The organism is Anaerovibrio lipolyticus (assembly GCF_021531495.1).
Taxonomy (GTDB): Bacteria; Bacillota; Negativicutes; order Selenomonadales; family Selenomonadaceae; genus Anaerovibrio.
Window position 1 is genome coordinate 1 of sequence record NZ_JADYTY010000010.1, and the last position, 18,019, is coordinate 18,019.

The 18,019-nt window shown below is 36.3% G+C and carries 18 protein-coding genes and 1 riboswitch; of the genes, 16 read left to right on the forward strand and 2 right to left on the reverse strand.

The window, feature by feature from the left end; genetic code table 11:
• The 14 genes from I6E26_RS05065 to I6E26_RS05125 all read left to right on the forward strand — a co-directional run.
• The coding region (locus tag I6E26_RS05065; protein WP_328227994.1) for a polysaccharide biosynthesis/export family protein at positions 1-793 on the forward strand (793 nt) is incomplete at its 5' end.
• Between the two features lie 15 nt (positions 794-808).
• Entirely contained in the window at positions 809-2,164 is a 1,356-nt protein-coding gene (locus I6E26_RS05070; protein WP_235320777.1) for a GumC family protein, read from the forward strand.
• A 29-nt stretch (positions 2,165-2,193) separates the two neighbouring features.
• Complete coding sequence (locus I6E26_RS05075; RefSeq protein ID WP_235320778.1) at positions 2,194-2,955, forward strand: DUF4422 domain-containing protein; 762 nt, start codon at positions 2,194-2,196, stop codon at positions 2,953-2,955.
• A gap of 19 nt (positions 2,956-2,974) precedes the next feature.
• A complete protein-coding gene (locus I6E26_RS05080) occupies positions 2,975-3,754 on the forward strand; it encodes a LicD family protein (protein ID WP_235320779.1) in 780 nt (259 codons plus the stop codon).
• 86 nt (positions 3,755-3,840) lie between these two features.
• Positions 3,841-4,050: an IspD/TarI family cytidylyltransferase gene (locus I6E26_RS11370; RefSeq protein WP_419179907.1), complete on the forward strand. Its 210-nt coding sequence runs from the start codon at positions 3,841-3,843 to the stop codon at positions 4,048-4,050.
• A gap of 417 nt (positions 4,051-4,467) precedes the next feature.
• Positions 4,468-5,169: an IspD/TarI family cytidylyltransferase gene (locus tag I6E26_RS05085; protein WP_235320780.1), complete on the forward strand. Its 702-nt coding sequence runs from the start codon at positions 4,468-4,470 to the stop codon at positions 5,167-5,169.
• A 22-nt stretch (positions 5,170-5,191) separates the two neighbouring features.
• Positions 5,192-6,229, forward strand: coding sequence for an NAD-dependent epimerase/dehydratase family protein (locus tag I6E26_RS05090; RefSeq protein ID WP_235320781.1), 1,038 nt, complete (start codon positions 5,192-5,194; stop codon positions 6,227-6,229).
• 37 nt (positions 6,230-6,266) lie between these two features.
• The gene (locus I6E26_RS05095; RefSeq protein WP_235320782.1) at positions 6,267-7,523 is read left to right on the forward strand and encodes a glycosyltransferase family 9 protein; all 1,257 of its coding nucleotides are present in this window, start codon (positions 6,267-6,269) and stop codon (positions 7,521-7,523) included.
• Positions 7,516-8,430, forward strand: a complete 915-nt coding sequence (locus tag I6E26_RS05100; RefSeq protein WP_235320783.1) for a glycosyltransferase — start codon at positions 7,516-7,518, stop codon at positions 8,428-8,430. The genes I6E26_RS05095 and I6E26_RS05100 overlap by 8 nt, the downstream gene beginning before the upstream one ends.
• Positions 8,431-8,455: 25 nt before the next feature.
• The gene (locus tag I6E26_RS11310) at positions 8,456-9,709 is read left to right on the forward strand and encodes an O-antigen ligase family protein (protein ID WP_235320784.1); all 1,254 of its coding nucleotides are present in this window, start codon (positions 8,456-8,458) and stop codon (positions 9,707-9,709) included.
• Positions 9,710-9,926: 217 nt separating this feature from the next.
• On the forward strand, positions 9,927-11,375 hold the full coding sequence (locus I6E26_RS05110) for a flippase (RefSeq protein ID WP_235320785.1): 1,449 nt from the start codon (positions 9,927-9,929) through the stop codon (positions 11,373-11,375).
• Positions 11,376-11,808: 433 nt separating this feature from the next.
• Positions 11,809-12,834 carry a hypothetical protein gene (locus tag I6E26_RS05115; RefSeq protein ID WP_235320786.1) on the forward strand — a complete coding sequence of 342 codons (1,026 nt, stop codon included), beginning with the start codon at positions 11,809-11,811 and terminating at the stop codon, positions 12,832-12,834.
• 81 nt (positions 12,835-12,915) lie between these two features.
• The gene (gene glf / locus I6E26_RS05120; RefSeq protein WP_235320787.1) at positions 12,916-14,007 is read left to right on the forward strand and encodes a UDP-galactopyranose mutase; all 1,092 of its coding nucleotides are present in this window, start codon (positions 12,916-12,918) and stop codon (positions 14,005-14,007) included.
• Between the two features lie 50 nt (positions 14,008-14,057).
• The gene (locus I6E26_RS05125; RefSeq protein WP_235320788.1) at positions 14,058-14,609 is read left to right on the forward strand and encodes a helix-turn-helix domain-containing protein; all 552 of its coding nucleotides are present in this window, start codon (positions 14,058-14,060) and stop codon (positions 14,607-14,609) included.
• 109 nt (positions 14,610-14,718) lie between these two features.
• Here the strand turns inward: I6E26_RS05125 and I6E26_RS05130 are convergent, their stop codons facing one another.
• Complete coding sequence (locus tag I6E26_RS05130) at positions 14,719-14,937, reverse strand: hypothetical protein (protein ID WP_235320789.1); 219 nt, start codon at positions 14,935-14,937, stop codon at positions 14,719-14,721.
• A gap of 208 nt (positions 14,938-15,145) precedes the next feature.
• On the reverse strand, positions 15,146-15,760 hold the full coding sequence (gene lexA / locus I6E26_RS05135) for a transcriptional repressor LexA (protein ID WP_235320790.1): 615 nt from the start codon (positions 15,758-15,760) through the stop codon (positions 15,146-15,148).
• A 196-nt stretch (positions 15,761-15,956) separates the two neighbouring features.
• Positions 15,957-16,097, forward strand: a riboswitch (FMN riboswitch).
• Between the two features lie 142 nt (positions 16,098-16,239).
• On the opposite strand from lexA, the gene ribD reads away from it, so the two are divergent.
• Both ribD and I6E26_RS05145 read left to right on the forward strand, forming a co-directional pair.
• Positions 16,240-17,349, forward strand: a complete 1,110-nt coding sequence (gene ribD, locus I6E26_RS05140) for a bifunctional diaminohydroxyphosphoribosylaminopyrimidine deaminase/5-amino-6-(5-phosphoribosylamino)uracil reductase RibD (protein ID WP_235320791.1) — start codon at positions 16,240-16,242, stop codon at positions 17,347-17,349.
• Positions 17,350-17,360: 11 nt separating this feature from the next.
• A complete protein-coding gene (locus I6E26_RS05145) occupies positions 17,361-18,005 on the forward strand; it encodes a riboflavin synthase (protein ID WP_235320792.1) in 645 nt (214 codons plus the stop codon).
• Positions 18,006-18,019 lie beyond the last annotated feature (14 nt).

An 18,019-nucleotide genomic window follows, 5' to 3' on the forward strand; every position in this document is an offset into this window, starting at 1 on the left:
AAAACAGCGCAAATTGTACTTTTTGGCAAAGGAGCATATTGAGGGAGAGTTTATGAAAAAAATAACAACATTGACAGCAGGTATCTTGCTGGGCATGAATATAGCTTTGGCAGGAGGCAACATTCCTGGGGTGCAGGCTGAGGAAGCCCCTAGCATCACAGCAATTGAAAGCAATGACAATACGGTTTTCAAAGTGGCTCAGCTGCGACCAGATCGTATTTTAGGGGAATATCGCCTAGCAAAATACGATACCATAAATATCATGGCCATAGGCTATTCCAATGGTATTGGCGTAGATGATATTACTGTAGGAGTGGACGGTATGGCTCGTTTGCCTTATGCAGGCAATATAAAGTTGGTAGGTCTTACTCTGGATGAGGCTAGAGATTTGATATATGCCAAGTTAAGCCCTTATTTCAAATTACCAGAGCTGAATATCAGCCTTAAGAATTATGGTGCCCGCAAGGTTTACGTTATGGGCAACGTAGAGAAGCCGGGTATCAAGGAAATGAATGTAGATAATATGAATGTCTACGCGGCAGTTTCCAGTGCCGGTGGTGTAGATAAGCGAGGTCGTTCCAAGCATATCCAGCTGATACGGCAGATAGACGGGGTGCTGTATTATCGGGAAATCAATATAGATGCCTTTGTCAAGAAGCATGATTTAAGCCAGAATATCCAGTTGGAGGATGGAGACATTGTCTATGTACCAGATTCCGGCAAGGTGGTATTCAGTGAAGATATTGCACCATATATTAATATCTGGGCAACTTACAAGTCAATTATAGATTAATTTTAGGAGTAGGAAATGAATCAAATAGAGCGGGAAGAAAATATAGATTTGACCAAGGTTTGGAGTTTGATGTGGGCGAAAAGACGGGTATGCAGTGGTATTGTGATTGGATTTACCATATTGGCATTGATAATTTCGCTGATATGGCCTAAGGAATATACATCCCAGGTTACAGTTCAGACCTCTAGCAGTGGTGTGGATATTGGTGGTGCCGCTGCTGCTATGGCAGCCTTGACAGGTGGCAGTCTTGGCGGTGGCAACAAGGCTATGACTTATATAGAACTCATGAAAACTCGTGTAGTATTGGATCCAATTATTGCACAGGTTTTTGATGATGAGCCAGAGGAGGATAGACCAGAGGCAGAAAAATTTGCCAAGAAATATCTAACTATTGCCAATACCAAGCAAACTCAGCTTATTACCCTTGAAGCCAAGGGGCGGACTCCAGAAGAAGCACAATATATAGCAGAAAATGTTGTTAATAACTTTTTGCAGTTAATGACCAGCTTGAACAAAGAAAATAAATCCTTGGTAGTGTCTTTTCTGGATGAACGCATTGATGTAGCGAAAAAGGAAGCGGATGAATCTGCTCAGGCCTTGGAGAACTTCAGCAAGGAGCACAAAATCTATAGCCCCGGGGAGCAGACCAAGGCTCAGCTGGAAAAATCCGCAGCATATGAGAAAACACTAGGAGAATTGGCTGTTCAGAAGATGGCTCGGCAGGCAAGTTTGTCCAGTATTTCAGCTCAGCTAGGGGAGCAGAACAGTGATGCATTGGAATACGCTATGACAGATAATCCATCAGTGCAGAAAATCCACAATACCATTGTAGAAAAAGAAACCGAACTGGTTAAGCTGAGGATTCTGTATCAGGATAAGCATCCTGCCGTTGTTAATGCCTTGGCAGAGCTGGAAAAACTGAATCAGCAGTTGAATAGCGAGGTACAGAAAGCTGTTGCTTCCAAGGCCGTTGCTATTAGTGAGACTCAGGCGGAGTTACAGCTAGCTAGATACCAAGCTGCTACAGCATTGGCAGTTGCTCAGGCATCAGAGTCACAAGTACAGGCCTTGCAAAACAAGTCTGATGAAGATATGGCTGGCATGGCAGATGATATTCTTGAATATCAAAAGTTATATAGAGAAGCCACTATCAAGCAAGAGATATATAACAATCTAACTAAGCAGATAGAGCAGGCCAAAATCCAGCAGACTATGGAGAGCATGGATATACAGATTGTAGATCCAGCTAATCTGCCTAGAGAAGATAAGCCAACCTGGCCAAGAAAGAAAATCTTTATTCCAGTAGGTTTTATTTTGGGTGTAATGGTGTCAATAGGTTATGGAATTACATTGTATAGGAAAATGTATTAATTCTTTTTTAGATAGGGGTAAAGGATACTTTGGATATAAAGATATTGGTAGCTACGCATAAAAGTTATTGGATGCCAACAGATAATGTTTATTTGCCAGTTCATGTTGGCAAAGAAGGAAAGGAAGACATCGGTTTTATTGGTGATAACACTGGTGACAATATCAGTACTAAAAATGCCAATTATTGTGAACTTACTGGACTTTATTGGGCATGGAAAAATATTTCTGCGGACTATATAGGCCTTTGTCACTATCGGCGTTATTTTACACGTGCTAATCCCATAAATTGTGAAAAAAAGAAGCAAGTCATATTATCTCGTAATGAATGGGAAAAACTTTTGGAAAAGCATCCAATAATCGTACCTGATAAGCGAAAATATTATATTGAAACAAATCGCAGTCATTATAATCATTCACATTATGCTAAGGATATTGATACAACTGAAAAAATAATACAGGAAAAATACCCGCAATATATTAATGCTTTTACTAAAGTGATGAAACGTACTTGGGCACATATGTTTAATATGTTTGTTATGCGCAAAGATTACCTTAATGAATATTGTACTTGGTTGTTTGATGTATTGCAGGAACTTGAAAACAGGACTGATATAACCAATTATAACGTTATAGAAGCTAGAATCTATGGTTACATAAGTGAATTGTTATTAGATGTGTGGCTTGAAACTAAGCAGTATGAATATTATGAGCAAAATGTAGCATTTTTAGAGCCACAGAATTGGATAAAAAAAGGCGGAATATTTTTAAGGCGAAAAATTATGGGCAAATGATAGGAGTGTGTTATATAAAATGCCATCAGAAGCAGGTATGGAGGAAATTCATCAGGATATATTAATTCTGTTAAAAAAGTTTCATAAATTATGTGTTGATAATAATATTAAATATTCATTGCATGGTGGTACTTTGCTGGGGGCTATTCGAGATAAAGGGTTTATTCCTTGGGATGATGATGCTGATTTAACTGTTACTAGAGAAAATTACAATAAATTAAAGCAAATATTCTCTAATAATCAAGAATATATTGATATGGTTTTTGATACAACAAGTGCTTTGCCAACGCAAATAAGATGTAAAAATAATAGACAAGAATCTGTTTGGCTGGATATTTTTATTTATGATTACATTTCAGAAAATAAGATGGCATCCGTACTGAAAAAAATAGGATTAGCTTTTTTTATTTGTTTTGCCAAAACACCTCAACTTATAAAATTTACAAGGGTTGGTGAATATAAAGGTTTAAGATATTATTTAATATATATAGTTTATTTATTAGGTAAATTATTTCCGCATAGTACAAAATTGAGATGGAAAAATTGGTTTGCAATAAATGCTTTTACTGGTAGTAAAAAGTATATGATACGGTCTAATGATCAGTATAGAGCTATTGGTTTAAAAATATCAGTAGAAGCTTTAGATGATTATGAAATGGTTCCATTCGAGGACACCAAGTTTATGGTACATTCAGGATACGATGAAATATTAAGGTCATCATATGGTGATAATTATATGACTCCCGTTAGAATGGCAGATATATTTGCATATGTACATAAAGAAATGAGGAACTGGTGAGGTAATATGAATATAGCGGTTATATTTGCTGGTGGAGCAGGTAAGCGTATGAATACACGTGCAAAAAACCAAGCAGTTTTTGAAAAATGCATGGTAAGCCAGTACTTATATATACCTTGCAACATTTTCAAGAACATAAGGACATAGACAAGATTGTATTGGTGTACATAAAATCATGGATTGACTATGCGCATAAGGTAACTGATAAATATCATATTGATAAATTGGTATCTATAGTTCCTGGGGGTAGTACAGGCCAGGAATCAATCATGCATGGGATATTGCTGCCAGACTGAATGATATAGTTTTGATTCATGATGGTGTGCGTCCGCTGATTAATGGAGATTTGATAAGTCGCTGTATTGATACCGTCAAGAAATATGGGAATGTTATTACTATTACATCAGCTAATGATCAATATTGCGCATTAATATCTAACAAGGCCATTGTTGATTACATAAGGGTTACATTTGAAGATACAAATGTAATGATACATTAAGGATATAAGGAAATACTTACATCTGCATACGATTCAAATTTCATGATACCTGTTCCACCATCTGATGTAGAAAAAATGGTTATTAGATGATAAGAAAAAGATGAAAAATTATCAGAAGAATATAATTTTAATAGTTAATTTTAGAAGAAAAGACAGTTTGGGCAAATAAATATGTTATTATGCTTGTACAATTACTGCACTAGGAGGATATCACATGAAAAAAATAGCCTTGATTACAGCAGCAGGTGTTGGAAGTCGTATGCATCAGGAGATACCTAAACAGTTTTTAAATGTAAATGATAAACCTATCATAATTTATACATTAGAAGCATTTCAGAAACACCCAAATATTGATGCCATTGAGGTAGTATGTTTGGAGGGGTGGCATGATATATTGCGAGCATATTGCAGGCAATTTGGTATTGATAAATTAGATGGTGTTGTATCAGGTGGTACCAATGGGCAAGAATCTATTTTTTATGGACTAAAAGATATTTCAATGAGATATAACAAAGAAGATATTGTATTGGTGCATGATGGAAATAGACCGATGGTATCAGCAGATGTAATATCAGATAGTATATCAGTTTGTGAAAATTATGGAAATGCAGTTGCTGTAACACAATGTGTAGAAGCAATGTTAAGGAAGAATACAATTGATGGTACATATGCATTAGAACAAGTAGATCGAGAGGATTTGAAAAAAACGCAAACCCCCCATGCATTTCCATTGGGAACATTAATAGATATGCATAAACAAGCGTCGAGTAGAGGAATTAAAAATACAGTGGCTTCATGTACGATGGCAATTGATTTGGGGATGAAAGTATATTTTTCACATGGTTCTGAGAAAAATTTTAAAATTACGACGATGGATGATTTAGATATGTTTAAAGCTATTTTAAGGACTAAATAATTATAAGATAATAGAGGGGAAAATGAAAAAAAACGAATATTATAAGCAACACGTATTAAAATATGTTGAAAATTTAAATATGTCATGGCTAATAAACAAATCTTTGTTAATAACAGGCGTAACGGGTATGATTGGTTCCGCATTAGCAGATATGCTTTTATTGGCAAATCAAAAATACAATTTACACTTAAGGATTATAGGTATTGGTAGGAGTAAAAACAAAGCAGATAAATTATTAGATTATGAATGGTATAAGCATAGCGATTTTACATTTATAGAGCAAGATATAATGCAGCCACTAAAGGAAAATATCTTAGGTGTAGATTATATAGTGCATGCCGCTAGCAATGCATATCCAGCTGTTTTTAAGCGTTATCCTGTAGAAACTATGTTAGCAAATATTATTGGGACTAAAAATTTATTGGATTTAGCAATTAAAGAAAATGGGAAATTACTGTTTGTTTCGTCTGGCGAGGTATATGGTGAATGTGATTGTGATGTAAAGTGTGAAGATGATTATGGATATATTAATAGCATGGAATTAAGATCATGCTATCCAAATTCAAAAAAAGCAGCGGAAACATTATGTGTATCATATGGTGAAGAATATGATGTTGATACTGTGGTAGTTCGCCTTAGTCATGTATATGGACCATCGTTTACAAATGAAGACAACAGGGTGGTGTCAGAGTTTATAAGGTTGAGTAAGAGTGGAAAGAACCTAATATTGAAAAGTAATGGAAAAACAATACGTTCATATACTTATGTATTGGATGCATGTAATGGTATTTTGATAGCCTTAGAAAAAGGAAAAAATGGGGAAGCATATAATATTGCAGATGAAAATAAAGCTATATCCATAGTTGATATGGCAAAAATCATTGCAAAAATTGGCAATGTAAAATTAAATTTTGAATTAGTAGATAACAAATATATAGGTCAAACATCAATAAGTAAACAAATTATGTGTGGGAAGAAATTGAAGAGGTTGGGATGGAATTGTTCATATCAAATCAAGGATGGACTAATAGAAAGTTTTAAATGTTTGGATGTAAACTAAATCTTAGAAAATAGGGTTTTATAAAAAAGGAAATATAATGGTAAAAATAGATAAATGTCTCATTGTATTGTTAGGAATAAAAAATTATTTAACAAAACATATTGGAAAAAGTTATGATAAGAAGCATAAAAACAAGAAAATTTTAATACTTATAGAACCTCCAGGTATTGGGGATGTTGTTTTGCTCCTAGATAGTTTGTATAACTTATCCAGGTATCTGAATGAGAGTAATGGCTATGATGTGTATTTAGCAGTTGATGAATCAACAAGCAGGTTTCTGATGAGTTGCAATGCTACATTCGGATTTCACATAATAAAAATGAATTTTAATTCAGCACATAAATATGACTGTGCTGTTTATAAAAACAATTTTAGTAAGTTAAATTTTCAATTTTGGGATTTGATTATATCTGCAGACCATCTAGGAAATTATTTAAAATTGCTATTGATGGGTTTGTCATACGGTAGAATAATATCTAGTGAAATACGATACGAATTGCCTTTTCTTGATAGATTATTAGAGCCTTTATTGCCCAATTTTAGAAAATTAAGTTTTCAAGATGATAGTAGAAAATTGGTGAATAGAACTGTTATTGCTGAGGCTATTATTAGAGAAGCTGTTATTAGCGAAGCTAGCGAAAGTAAATGGGTATTTAATAGATATAAAATTATTCCGTCTAAAAGTAGCAATTTATCTAATATGTATTGTTGTGTAAGTGCTGGAATAGCTAAAGGACACACATATGATTATAGGGCTTGGGAAATAGATAAATATTATGAATTGTTAAATTATGTAATTTCCCATACCAAAGTAGATATTGTTTTAACTGGCAGTGAAGATGATAAAGAAAATAATGGCAAGCTCTTTGATATGTTAAAAAATAATGAAAGAGTAATAAATCTGACAGGAGAAACATCTTTTAAGGAGTGGATTGCACTGCTTGGTAATGCCAAATTTGTGATTGGAAATGATAGTGGATATATACACTTATCATATGCATTAGGTGTGCAGGCATTTGTGATAGCTGGATATTGGAATTATGGAAGGTTTTTACCATATGTGAAACATGATGAAGAGGATGCAGTTCCTATAGATATTCGTGCTGCAAAACCAGAGTGTGTCCTATGTGCATACGGTAATAGTAATCCCAAGAAGCATGAGTGCGACTTGTTAGTGAAAGAAAAAGGAATATATAAGTGTATAGATGATATTACTGTCAAAAATGCTATTAAAGTTATTTATCCTTGGTTGAAAAAAAAGAATTTGATTGTGAGTGATAGTGAAAATGTTTAATGTAGCTGTTGTTATAGTAACATATAATAGATTAGAAAAATTGAAAATAGCATTGACACATTATGAAAAGCAGCTTTTATTACCTAAATATATTATAGTTGTAGACAATAATTCTACTGATGGGACAGATATATATTTATCAGAATGGAAAAATCAAAAGACTGAAATAAAAAAACATATCATTAGTTTGAAAAAAAATGTAGGTGGAGCTGGCGGTTTTTATGAAGGCGAAAAATATGCTATGCAATTGTCGGATATAGATTGGGTAATGATAGCGGATGATGATGCATATCCTGCTGAAGATTATTTGTTGGGGATGAGAAAATATATAAAAAGCGTTAATCATAGTAGTAATATATCGATTGTTTGTGGCAGGGTAGTAGAATCACATAAAATAGAAAATATTCATAGAACTTATTGGGTTGATAAATGGCATTGGAATTATCATAAGTATGTGCAAGCTGAAGATTATGAAAGAGATGTTTTTTATCCAGATTTTGTTTCATATGTAGGAATATTAATAAAAAAAGATATATTGCATAAATCAGGATTAGTGTGCAAAGAATTTTTCATTTGGAATGATGATACAGAGCATTCTTATAGGATGCATAAATATGGTTTGTTTGTATGTTTGCCAAAGTATAAAATCTATCATGATGTATCAGAAGAAAATAAAAATTTAAATTGGAAATCCTATTATAGTTATAGAAATAAAACTATATTTTTCAAAAGGCATTGTAAATTGCAATTTTCTTTTGTTATTTTATTGCAAGTTTTAAAATCTATTTTATGCCCCATAAAAGGCAAAAGTTTTACAGAAGTAAAATTACGGTTAACAGCCATTAAAGATGGTGTATTAGGTAATATGGGCATGAATGATGTGTATAAACCAGGTTGGAAGCCGTAAAATAAATAATTTAGTGGTGGTTGCCGTGAATGACATTTGTAAAGTGATATTTAATAAAAGTATATGGCTTTATATATTTGCATTGCTAATTATTCTAAATGCAAATTCATTGTATATTAAAGATTATTCTGCTGGCAAAATTCCAGATTATGCAATATTAGTGTCTTCTTATATCTGTATGTCTGTATTAGTAATAAATCAGAGAATGTTATCTAAAAAGATATTAATGAGCACATTAAAATTGTGCATATGTGTAGGCATTTTTGTTCTGATTCTTTACGCTGTAAATCCATACAATATCAATGTTAATATTCAGTGGTTGCTTAGAGTGGCCGTGTTAATCATATATTTTGTTATATGTAAGGACAACGAACATTCATTACTAATGGCATATAAGAATATAATGATTTTTATAGCATGTGAATCGTTATTCTTTTGGTTATTTGGTTCAGTTTTGGGAATTATAGAGCATACAGGATATTTATATTCTACATGGGCAGCTAATGAAAACTCAATAAAGGTATGCAATAGCTATTATGGAATATATTTTGAAACGCAGATGACAGATAGTTTTGGCAATGCAGGATTGATTAGAAATACAGCCATTTTTACAGAAGGGCCAATGGCATCACTGAATTTTTGCATAGCCTTGATGGTAGAGTATCTTCTACAACAAAGACCATATATGCCTTTTGTTGTAATATTCGTCCTAGCGATATTATCAACAGTTTCAACAACGGGGTATTTGGTATTATTGTCTTTAGTGTTGTTTAAGTTGATTATATATCCAGTTCATACTTCAATTTTGAAATTTATCAAATTTGTGGTGTTGCCAATTGCCATTGTAGTTATTGCTGGGGCTGGTATATATGTTTTGGCAGATAAACAGGATACAATGTCACTTTTATTGAGGGTGGATGATTTTATAGTAGGTTATAATACCTGGATAGAACACCCAATATTTGGATGGGGAGCTGGTAATACCTATCCTTTACAACAGCATATGGATTTTTGGCGCGGTGAGCAGACAGGGTTTAGCAACTCTATTTTTTGGGTATTAGTGCAGGGAGGCATTTATTTAGCAGCACCGTATATTATATCTTCAATATACATTTTGCTTTATTTGAAAAAAATGAAAGAATATAAAGCTTTATGGTTTATGATAGTGTATTTGATAATGTTATCATTTACCATAGCACCGCATCTTAATATAACATTTGTGGTTTTTATTTCATTTGTCATGTATGTGTATGGTAAAAAATCAAAAAGTTGCAGATGATGCTGTGCTGATATAGTAATTATAAAATTTGCTATTAGGAAGGAAAATATTAGTGAATGAAGATGCAAGACGTTATAATGTCTCAGACAGACAGACAGACAGACAGACAGACAGACAGACAGACAGACAGACAGACAGACAGACAGACAAGGTATTGAATATGATATTGTTAGAGCATTATTGATGATCAATATATAATGAATGTGAAAGAAGCTATATGAAAAAGAGTATTCAAAAAAATTACATATATAACTTAAGCTATCAGTTACTGACTTTGTTTACGCCATTTATTACTACCCCATATATTTCTCGAGTTTTAGGGGCAGAGGGGATAGGAATCTACAGTTACACTACATCTATAGTTTCCTATTTTATATTGCTGGCATCTTTGGGGGTTGCTAGTTATGCCCAACGAGAAATAGCCTATCATCAGGAGAATCAGTATATACAGAGCAGAATTTTTTACGAAGTTTTTGGCATTAGGCTGCTGACAGTTACAGTTAGTTTGTTTAGTTATTATGTACTTCTGGCTCATTTTGTACATGAGCATCCAATCATTTACTGGGTGCAAGCATTGAATATATTGGCAGTGCTTTTTGATATTAGTTGGTTTTTTCAAGGCTTGGAAGAGTTTGGTAAGATAGTTTTTCGCAATTTTATTATACGTATTTTTAATATTGTAGGTATATTTTTGTTTATCCACAGTGAAACTGATTTACTACTGTATATAAGTTTGATGTCCATTATGAATGTTTTAGGAGGATTGTCTATATGGTTGTATCTGCCTAGGTATTTGATATGTGTGGCAAAATCCGATATAAACATATTTAGAAATTTCAAGATTATAATCCAATTTTTTTTGCCTCAGATGGCTATTCAGATATATACAGTATTTGATAAGACCATGATTGGTGTTCTGACAGCTTCAAATCTTGAGAATGGTTTTTATGAACAAGCAGAAAAGATTAGCAAAATGTTATTGATGCTGGTTACTTCCTTGGGACCTGTTATGATGCCGAGGATAGCTGCTGCTTATGCTCATAATGACAAGGAAGCAATTAAGCATTATATTATGCGTTCCTATCGTTTTGTATGGATGATTGGTTTGCCTATAATGTTTGTTACGATAGGATTGATAGATACAGCAGTGCCGTGGTTTTTTGGCCCAGGATATGAGAAGGTCGGTCTGCTGGTGAAGATTTTTAGTGGTTTATTATTAGCTATCGGTATCAATAATGTAACTGGTGTGCAATACCTAATATCTGTTAATAAACAAAATACACTTACCTTAACTGTGCTGTTAGGCGCAATAATCAATTTTTGCTTGAATATGATATTAATTCCTAGTATGGAGTCAACAGGTGCAGCTATAGCTTCTGTTGCTGCCGAAACTGCTATTGCTCTAGTGCAATTTTATTTTGTGAGGGCGTATTTTTCTTTGAGTAAGGTCTTGCAATTGTCAAAATGCTATTTATTGTGTAGTTTGCTGATGTTTGCCTCTTTAATGATGGTATCAAGTATTTATTATGAACAAACAGTAATATATACAGTTGCTTTAGTGGGATTATCTGTCATTGTTTATAGTGGGTTTTTGATGTTATTTAGGGATGATTTTTTCATGGGATTCCTGAATAAAATAATGGGAAAGGTTCGTGAGAGATTATGAGTTTGAAGCATTTGATAAAGAAATGTGTTATGCATTCTGCCTATGGACGCCGAGTATTTTTTATTCGCGAATTGTATAGAAATGAAAAAATCAAGGGAAGGATAGTAGCAAATAAATTTAATTATGTACTTGATAACATCTAGTATTAGAATTTTTGCAAAGGTATTCCGTTGCTCAACTAGAAATTTTTTCCATACACGATCTGTCTAGAGAAAAATATAAAAATTTGGGTATGGAATTTGGAACATATCATGGTCCTTTAGATGATGATATAAAGAGATTAAAGAGAAAATTTGAAGCAATTGGTATAGAGTGCAAAATATTGAATATATCTTGATTTTATAACATCGAATTGCTATGTAGATAAAACGTATATTACGAATTAGAAGTAAACAATTATGAGATTTAGCAAATTGAGGAGTTGACAGGAGTAATGTTAGGAAATAGTCTTTCACAGACAGATAGGATTTTATCCATAAAGGGATATTTAAAAAGATATCGCATTACTAGGGCGATTGGTAAAGGGATAAAATCATTTTTAAGAGAGTATCATACAAAGGAATATATACATTCAGAAAAGAGAAAAGATTATTTTTTCTTAGATAATAGTCATGATTATGAAGATATGTGTATAGTTTTGGCCGGTTATAAATCTGATCTTTGGGATGATGTATTTGATAGAATAAAAGCATATGTCTATGAGAATATGGATATATGCGTGTGTTCTAGTGGTAAAAAAGATGAAAGACTTTTAGAAATATGCAAACAAAATGGTTGGTCTTATTTAGCTACCAAGAAAAATCAAATAAGCGATGTACAGAATATTGCTATTGATTTACATAAGGCAGCTCGATATATTTTCAAATTAGATGAAGATATTTTTGTTACAAAGTATTTTTTTGAAAATCTAAAAAGAAGAATGACGATCAGTAACCCTACCTATTATGAAATTGGTTTTGTGTGTCCGCTGATTAATGTAAATGGTTATAGTTATGTAAGAGTATTAGAAAAATTAAACTTGATAGGACATTGGGAAAAGTATTTTAACGAATGTATGCACACAGATGGAATTCATCATCATATGGATATATGGAAAAATGGTAATGCCGCCAAATTTATGTGGGGAGAGGATTGTCCAGAGTTGAATGATTTGGATGCTGTAGCTGAAAAATTTAATTCTGAGGCAGATTCATATAGTTTATGTAATACACGATTTAGCATAGGAGCAATATTATTCACAAGAAAAGCATGGGAAGAAATGGGACATTTTCCTGTTGATAACAGTATTGGCCTTGGTGCAGATGAGGAGGCAATATGTCATTGGTGCATGTTCTCTGCGCGAGCAATTGTAGTTGATGAAAACACTATTGTTGGGCATTTGTCTTATGGACCACAAAATGCTGTAATGCTTGAATATTATAAAAATAATAGACATAAATTTAGATATTCTGGTAACTAAGGTCTGTCAAATAGCAAAGATATCAGTTCACTGATTGAATGAATGTGTAAATTAATATTTGAACATAAGGGGGAGTACTTAATGTACGATTACCTGGTAGTAGGCAGTGGTTTGTTTGGGGCGGTTTTTGCTCATGAGGCGCGTAAAAACGGTAAATCAGTATTAATGTTGGAGCGTCGTAATCATGTTGGAGGCAATATATATTGTGAGGAGCTTGATGGGATTAACATACACAAATATGGCGCTCATATTTTTCATACATCTTATAAAGATGTGTGGGAATATGTGAATCAGTTTGTGGAGTTTAATAATTATGTTAATTCTCCTGTAGCTAATTACAAAGGGGAGCTATATAATCTTCCTTTTAATATGAATACCTTTACAAAATTATGGGGCGTAGTGACACCACAGGAGGCTGCCAATCGTATTGCACAGCAGCGGACAGTGATTCAGGGAACACCTCAGAATCTGGAGGAGCAGGCTATCTCATTGGTGGGAACTGATATTTATACCAAATTGATAAAAGGATATACCGAAAAACAATGGGGGTGTAGCTGTACAGAACTGCCAGCCTTCATTATCAAGAGATTGCCGGTGCGCTATACCTTTGATAATAATTATTTTAATGATAAATATCAAGGAATACCTATTGGTGGGTACAACAAATTGATTGATGCACTGCTGGAAGGCATTGAGGTTCGTCTGGGAATTGATTATAATGATAATTCTGCAGAATATAGGAAGTTAGCAGCTAAGGTAGTTTATACTGGTCCTATAGATGCGTATTTTGCTTATAGTCTTGGGCGGTTGGAGTATCGTGGCTTGCGTTTTGAAACTGAACGCCTGGAGGAACTTAATCATCAGGGGGTGGCTGTTATGAATTATACTCAGCGCGAGATTCCCTATACGCGTATTATAGAACATAAGCATTTTGAATTTGGGACACAACCTGTAACTTACATAACCAAAGAATATCCAGCAGATTGGCATCCAGGAGAAGAGGCTTATTACCCTGTAAATAACGATAAAAATCAACAGCTATATGAAAAATATGCTGCACGGGCAAAGCAGGAAAGTAATGTTATTTTTGGTGGTCGCTTGGCAGAGTATAAATATTATGACATGGATGATGTTATCAAAAGTGCTCTAATATGTGCTGAGAAGGAATTTTAGAATCAATATGTTATTAGGTATTGGCATAAAATAGGGAAAGCGAATAAATTATGACTAGATTTAGGGAGCTGCGGCTGCAGCGTGGTTTGTCACAGGAGCAGCTGTGCAGACTTTACAATGAAAAATATAATAGAAAATATACAACCGCAGCTATGTCCCTAATAGAGCATGATAAGCGTTCACCGGAGTTGGGGGCTTTGTTGGATTTTGCTGATTTTTATGGGGTGTCCTTGGATTATCTTTTGGGCAGGGACCAGGGGGAATTTGATTCTGCTCAGGTTGATTGCAAGAGTCGTACCTGGTACTTATCTGAGCAGCTGCGGAATATTGTCTTGGGCTTGTACAATGGCAAGGGGGCCAATAATATTGGTGGAAAATCTGAGGAGTGCGACTCTGGGGGTACCAATGCAGGTGATGGTGTCTCGCATCAGACTGAGGCAGCTGCACATAGGAGCCAGCAGAATATCAATCAGGAACTGCGCCAACTAGGGGAGCAGGATGAGAATGAGGAAAATTTGGAAATGCTGCGCAGCTTGTTGAAGCAGTCTATAGTTCTGGCCAAACGTGTAGAGAAAAACAAAAAATCTTGGTATAAATACTAAAATTATATAAAAATGATAATTGATAAAAAGCCCCCTATATGGGCAATCGCTGGAGATAGTGATTGCCCTCTAGGGGGCTATAAATTGTGCATTTTTGTAGGTTTTTTGTTTATAGCATCATAAGGTATTTCTGATACTCTGATGGGGCAATGCCTAGCGCCTTCATAGCAGCTTCAGCAGACCAATTGGTACTTTTCATAAGGCTTTTTATTGCTTCTAGTTTGCCAGCAAATTTACCACGAGCTTCACCGCGAGCTTCCCCGCGAGCTTCGCCAGCTTTGAGTAGAGCTTCCCGGGCTTCTTGTTCATTCCATTCAAATCCAAACATATCAATGACCTCCTCTTGGTGGTTTTTCAGATATTCTGTCATGACATCATGTTCCAAACAATAATGGACAGATTTGTGAACAGCCTCATCAATGGACAAGTTTTGCTTTCTGTAGAATTTGTAAGAAAATACTCCCCCATACGATAACAGTATGCTTTCTAGTGCAAATCATCATATAGAGGAGTATCAAATCATGTTCTGTTAATAATTACATCTGGCGATACATGCCGATAACCTTGCCCAGAATGGTTACGTCCTTCTCATAGAAAGGCTCCATAGAATCATTCTCAGGCTGGAGGCGGATGCAATCTGCTTCCTTGAAGAAGCGCTTTACAGTAGCGCCTTCGCCATCTACCAGGGCTACAACAATATCGCTGTCCTCGGCAGTGTTCTGCTGACGAACCATCAGATAGTCGCCATCGTAGATGCCTGCCTTAATCATGCTTTCGCCAGCAACCTTTAGCATGAAGCATTCGCTGGAAGTACCCATCAGATGAGTAGGGAAAGCAAAGGTATCCTCAATATTCTCCTGTGCCAGAATAGGAACACCTGCAGTAACAGTGCCTACCAAAGGTACGTTTACAGTACGCTCCCAAGGCTTGTCCTCCAGCAGATCAATAGCACGAGGCTTGGTTGGATCCCTGCGGATAAGGCCGGCAGCCTCCAGCTGATTCAGATAGCCGTGTACAGTAGAGCTGGATTTCAGGCCTACTTCTTTACCAATCTCGCGTACAGAAGGTGGATAACCCTTCTTCATCAACTGTTCCTTAATAACCTTGTAGATTTGTTCCATTCTTTTGTCAGCGCAACGCTTACGTCCCATATTAATACATCCTTTCAATATTATTGTAGAATAAGCAGATTCCCGTTAGTTGAAATAATTGTACCACATAAATGTTTGTTTGTAAAGTGTTCCGCAAACAAAAGTGTTAAGGAATTTCTGTTTTCTAAAAGCTAATTTAGAGAAAATATGTTGCAGATAACCTGTCTTTATGCTACAATAAATTCAGAAATACAGAGACAGTCTTTGGGGCAGGGTGAGATTCCCTACCGGCGGTATAGCCCGCGAGCCTGATGAGGCAGAGTAATTCTGCAGCGGATAGGCAGGATTCGGTGAGATTCCGAAGCCGACAGTATAGTCTGGATGAGAAAAGACATGTTGTGTGCATCTTTTTATGTGTTGTCAATGGCTGTTGAGGATTATTTCCTGACGGCTTTTTTTATTTGCAAGAACCGAAAGGTAATCAGCAGTATACATAGGCTGCTTCTGTACTTCAGATATTATGTATCAGAGGTGATAGGATGCAAGAAGATTTTGATGAGCAAATGATGAGGCGGGCCATTGAGCTGGCCAGAAATGCTACAGGCCGTACCTCCCCTAATCCCTTGGTGGGAGCTGTGGTAGTCAAAGAGGGACGGATTGTGGCTGAGGGCTGGCATCGACAGGCTGGTACTCCTCATGCAGAGGTTCATGCTCTGAATATGGCTGGTGAGCTGGCTAAGGGGGCTACAGTGTATGTGTCGTTAGAGCCTTGTGCTCATTACGGCAGAACAGGTCCTTGCGCCAAAGCACTGGTGGAGGCTGGGGTAAGCCGGGTAGTTATAGCTATGACAGATCCCAATCCTAAAGTAGCAGGCAAGGGCATTCAGATTCTTCGGGAAGCTGGCGTAGAAGTTGTTACAGGAGTACTGAAAAAGGAGGCCTATGAGCTGAATGAGGTTTTCCTGAAGTGGATAACCACAGGCAAGCCCTTTGTGGCACTGAAAACTGCCATGTCTCTGGATGGAAAGATTGCTACTGCTGGGGGAGAATCTCAGTGGATAACCAATGAAAAATCCCGTTACCAGGGACACCGTCTCCGGGATATTTATGATGGTATTCTGGTTGGGATTAATACTGTATTGCAGGACAATCCCAGCCTGACCACCAGGTTGCGGGAGTATCAGGGACAGAATCCTGTAAGGATTGTCTTGGATAGTCAGGCCAGATTGCCACTGGATAGCAAGCTGGCTACAGATGGCGCAGCTAGAACCATTGTGGCTGTATCGGCCCAGGCTCCTGCTACCCGTAAGGCTGCTTTGGAGGCAGCAGGCTTGGAGGTTCTAGTGGCAGGAACTGATAAGGTTGATGTGGTGGAGCTGATGAACCAGTTAGGGGCTATGCGCATTACCTCCATATTGGTGGAGGGCGGCGGCAGGGTGAATTTCTCCTTGCTGGAAGCTGGCTTGGTGGACAGAGTATATGCCTTTGTGGCTCCCAAGCTTATAGGTGGCAGTCAGGCCTTGACTCCAGTAGAGGGAGAGGGCTTCGCTCAGCTGGCTCAGGCTGTGGAGCTGGAGAATATCCAGACCAGTTTGCTGGACAATGATGTGATGATTACTGGCAGGGTTCGTAGACCGGAATGTGAATAAAGGGGTATGCTATGTTTACAGGAATTGTTGAAGAAGTGGGCCAGGTGAAAGCCATAGGCAATGGAACTCTCCAGATTCAGGCTACCAAGGTATTGGAGGATGTTAAGCTGGGAGATAGTATTGCTGTCAATGGCATTTGTCTTACGGTAACAGGCTTTAACAGCCATAGCTTTCAGGCAGATGTTATGCCTGAAACCATTAAGCGAACCTCCTTGGGGGAGTTGAAGCTGGGCAGTCCAGTAAATCTGGAGCGGGCCTTAACCTTAAGCAGTCGTCTGGGGGGCCATATTGTCAGTGGTCATATTGATGGCACTGGGCGGATCGTTTCTCTTAAGGAGGACAAAAACGCTATCCTTATGAAGATACAGACTGATGGTGCTATTCTGCGGTATATTGTGGAAAAGGGCTCTGTGGCTTTGGATGGTATCAGCCTAACAGTGGCTCAGGTTGGTACTAGGGATTTTACAGTATCCCTGATACCCCATACTAGGCAGGTAACAAATCTATCTGCCAAGGGAGAGGGTTCTCTCATTAATATTGAAAATGATGTGGTGGGCAAATATGTGGCCAAGCTGCTACAGCCTGCTGATGAGTCTGTGAATGTAGCTGCCCAGTCCAGTATTACCATGGATTTTCTTAAGGAAAACGGATTTTAAAAAGCATGCCCTAT

Bases quoted from the DNA above. Each gene is read 5' to 3' on its own strand.
- I6E26_RS11370 (WP_419179907.1), top strand. From the start codon at position 3,841: ATGCATGGTAAGCCAGTACTTATATATACCTTGCAACATTTTCAAGAA.
- I6E26_RS05110 (WP_235320785.1), top strand. From the start codon at position 9,927: ATGAAAAAGAGTATTCAAAAAAATTACATATATAACTTAAGCTATCAG.
- lexA (WP_235320790.1), bottom strand. From the start codon at position 15,760: ATGGGACGTAAGCGTTGCGCTGACAAAAGAATGGAACAAATCTACAAG.
- I6E26_RS05095 (WP_235320782.1), top strand. From the start codon at position 6,267: ATGGTAAAAATAGATAAATGTCTCATTGTATTGTTAGGAATAAAAAAT.
- I6E26_RS05145 (WP_235320792.1), top strand. From the start codon at position 17,361: ATGTTTACAGGAATTGTTGAAGAAGTGGGCCAGGTGAAAGCCATAGGC.
- I6E26_RS05090 (WP_235320781.1), top strand. From the start codon at position 5,192: ATGAAAAAAAACGAATATTATAAGCAACACGTATTAAAATATGTTGAA.
- ribD (WP_235320791.1), top strand. From the start codon at position 16,240: ATGCAAGAAGATTTTGATGAGCAAATGATGAGGCGGGCCATTGAGCTG.
- I6E26_RS05115 (WP_235320786.1), top strand. From the start codon at position 11,809: ATGTTAGGAAATAGTCTTTCACAGACAGATAGGATTTTATCCATAAAG.
- I6E26_RS05080 (WP_235320779.1), top strand. From the start codon at position 2,975: ATGCCATCAGAAGCAGGTATGGAGGAAATTCATCAGGATATATTAATT.
- I6E26_RS05070 (WP_235320777.1), top strand. From the start codon at position 809: ATGAATCAAATAGAGCGGGAAGAAAATATAGATTTGACCAAGGTTTGG.
- I6E26_RS05100 (WP_235320783.1), top strand. From the start codon at position 7,516: ATGTTTAATGTAGCTGTTGTTATAGTAACATATAATAGATTAGAAAAA.
- glf (WP_235320787.1), top strand. From the start codon at position 12,916: ATGTACGATTACCTGGTAGTAGGCAGTGGTTTGTTTGGGGCGGTTTTT.
- I6E26_RS05130 (WP_235320789.1), bottom strand. From the start codon at position 14,937: ATGTTTGGATTTGAATGGAATGAACAAGAAGCCCGGGAAGCTCTACTC.
- I6E26_RS05085 (WP_235320780.1), top strand. From the start codon at position 4,468: ATGAAAAAAATAGCCTTGATTACAGCAGCAGGTGTTGGAAGTCGTATG.
- I6E26_RS05125 (WP_235320788.1), top strand. From the start codon at position 14,058: ATGACTAGATTTAGGGAGCTGCGGCTGCAGCGTGGTTTGTCACAGGAG.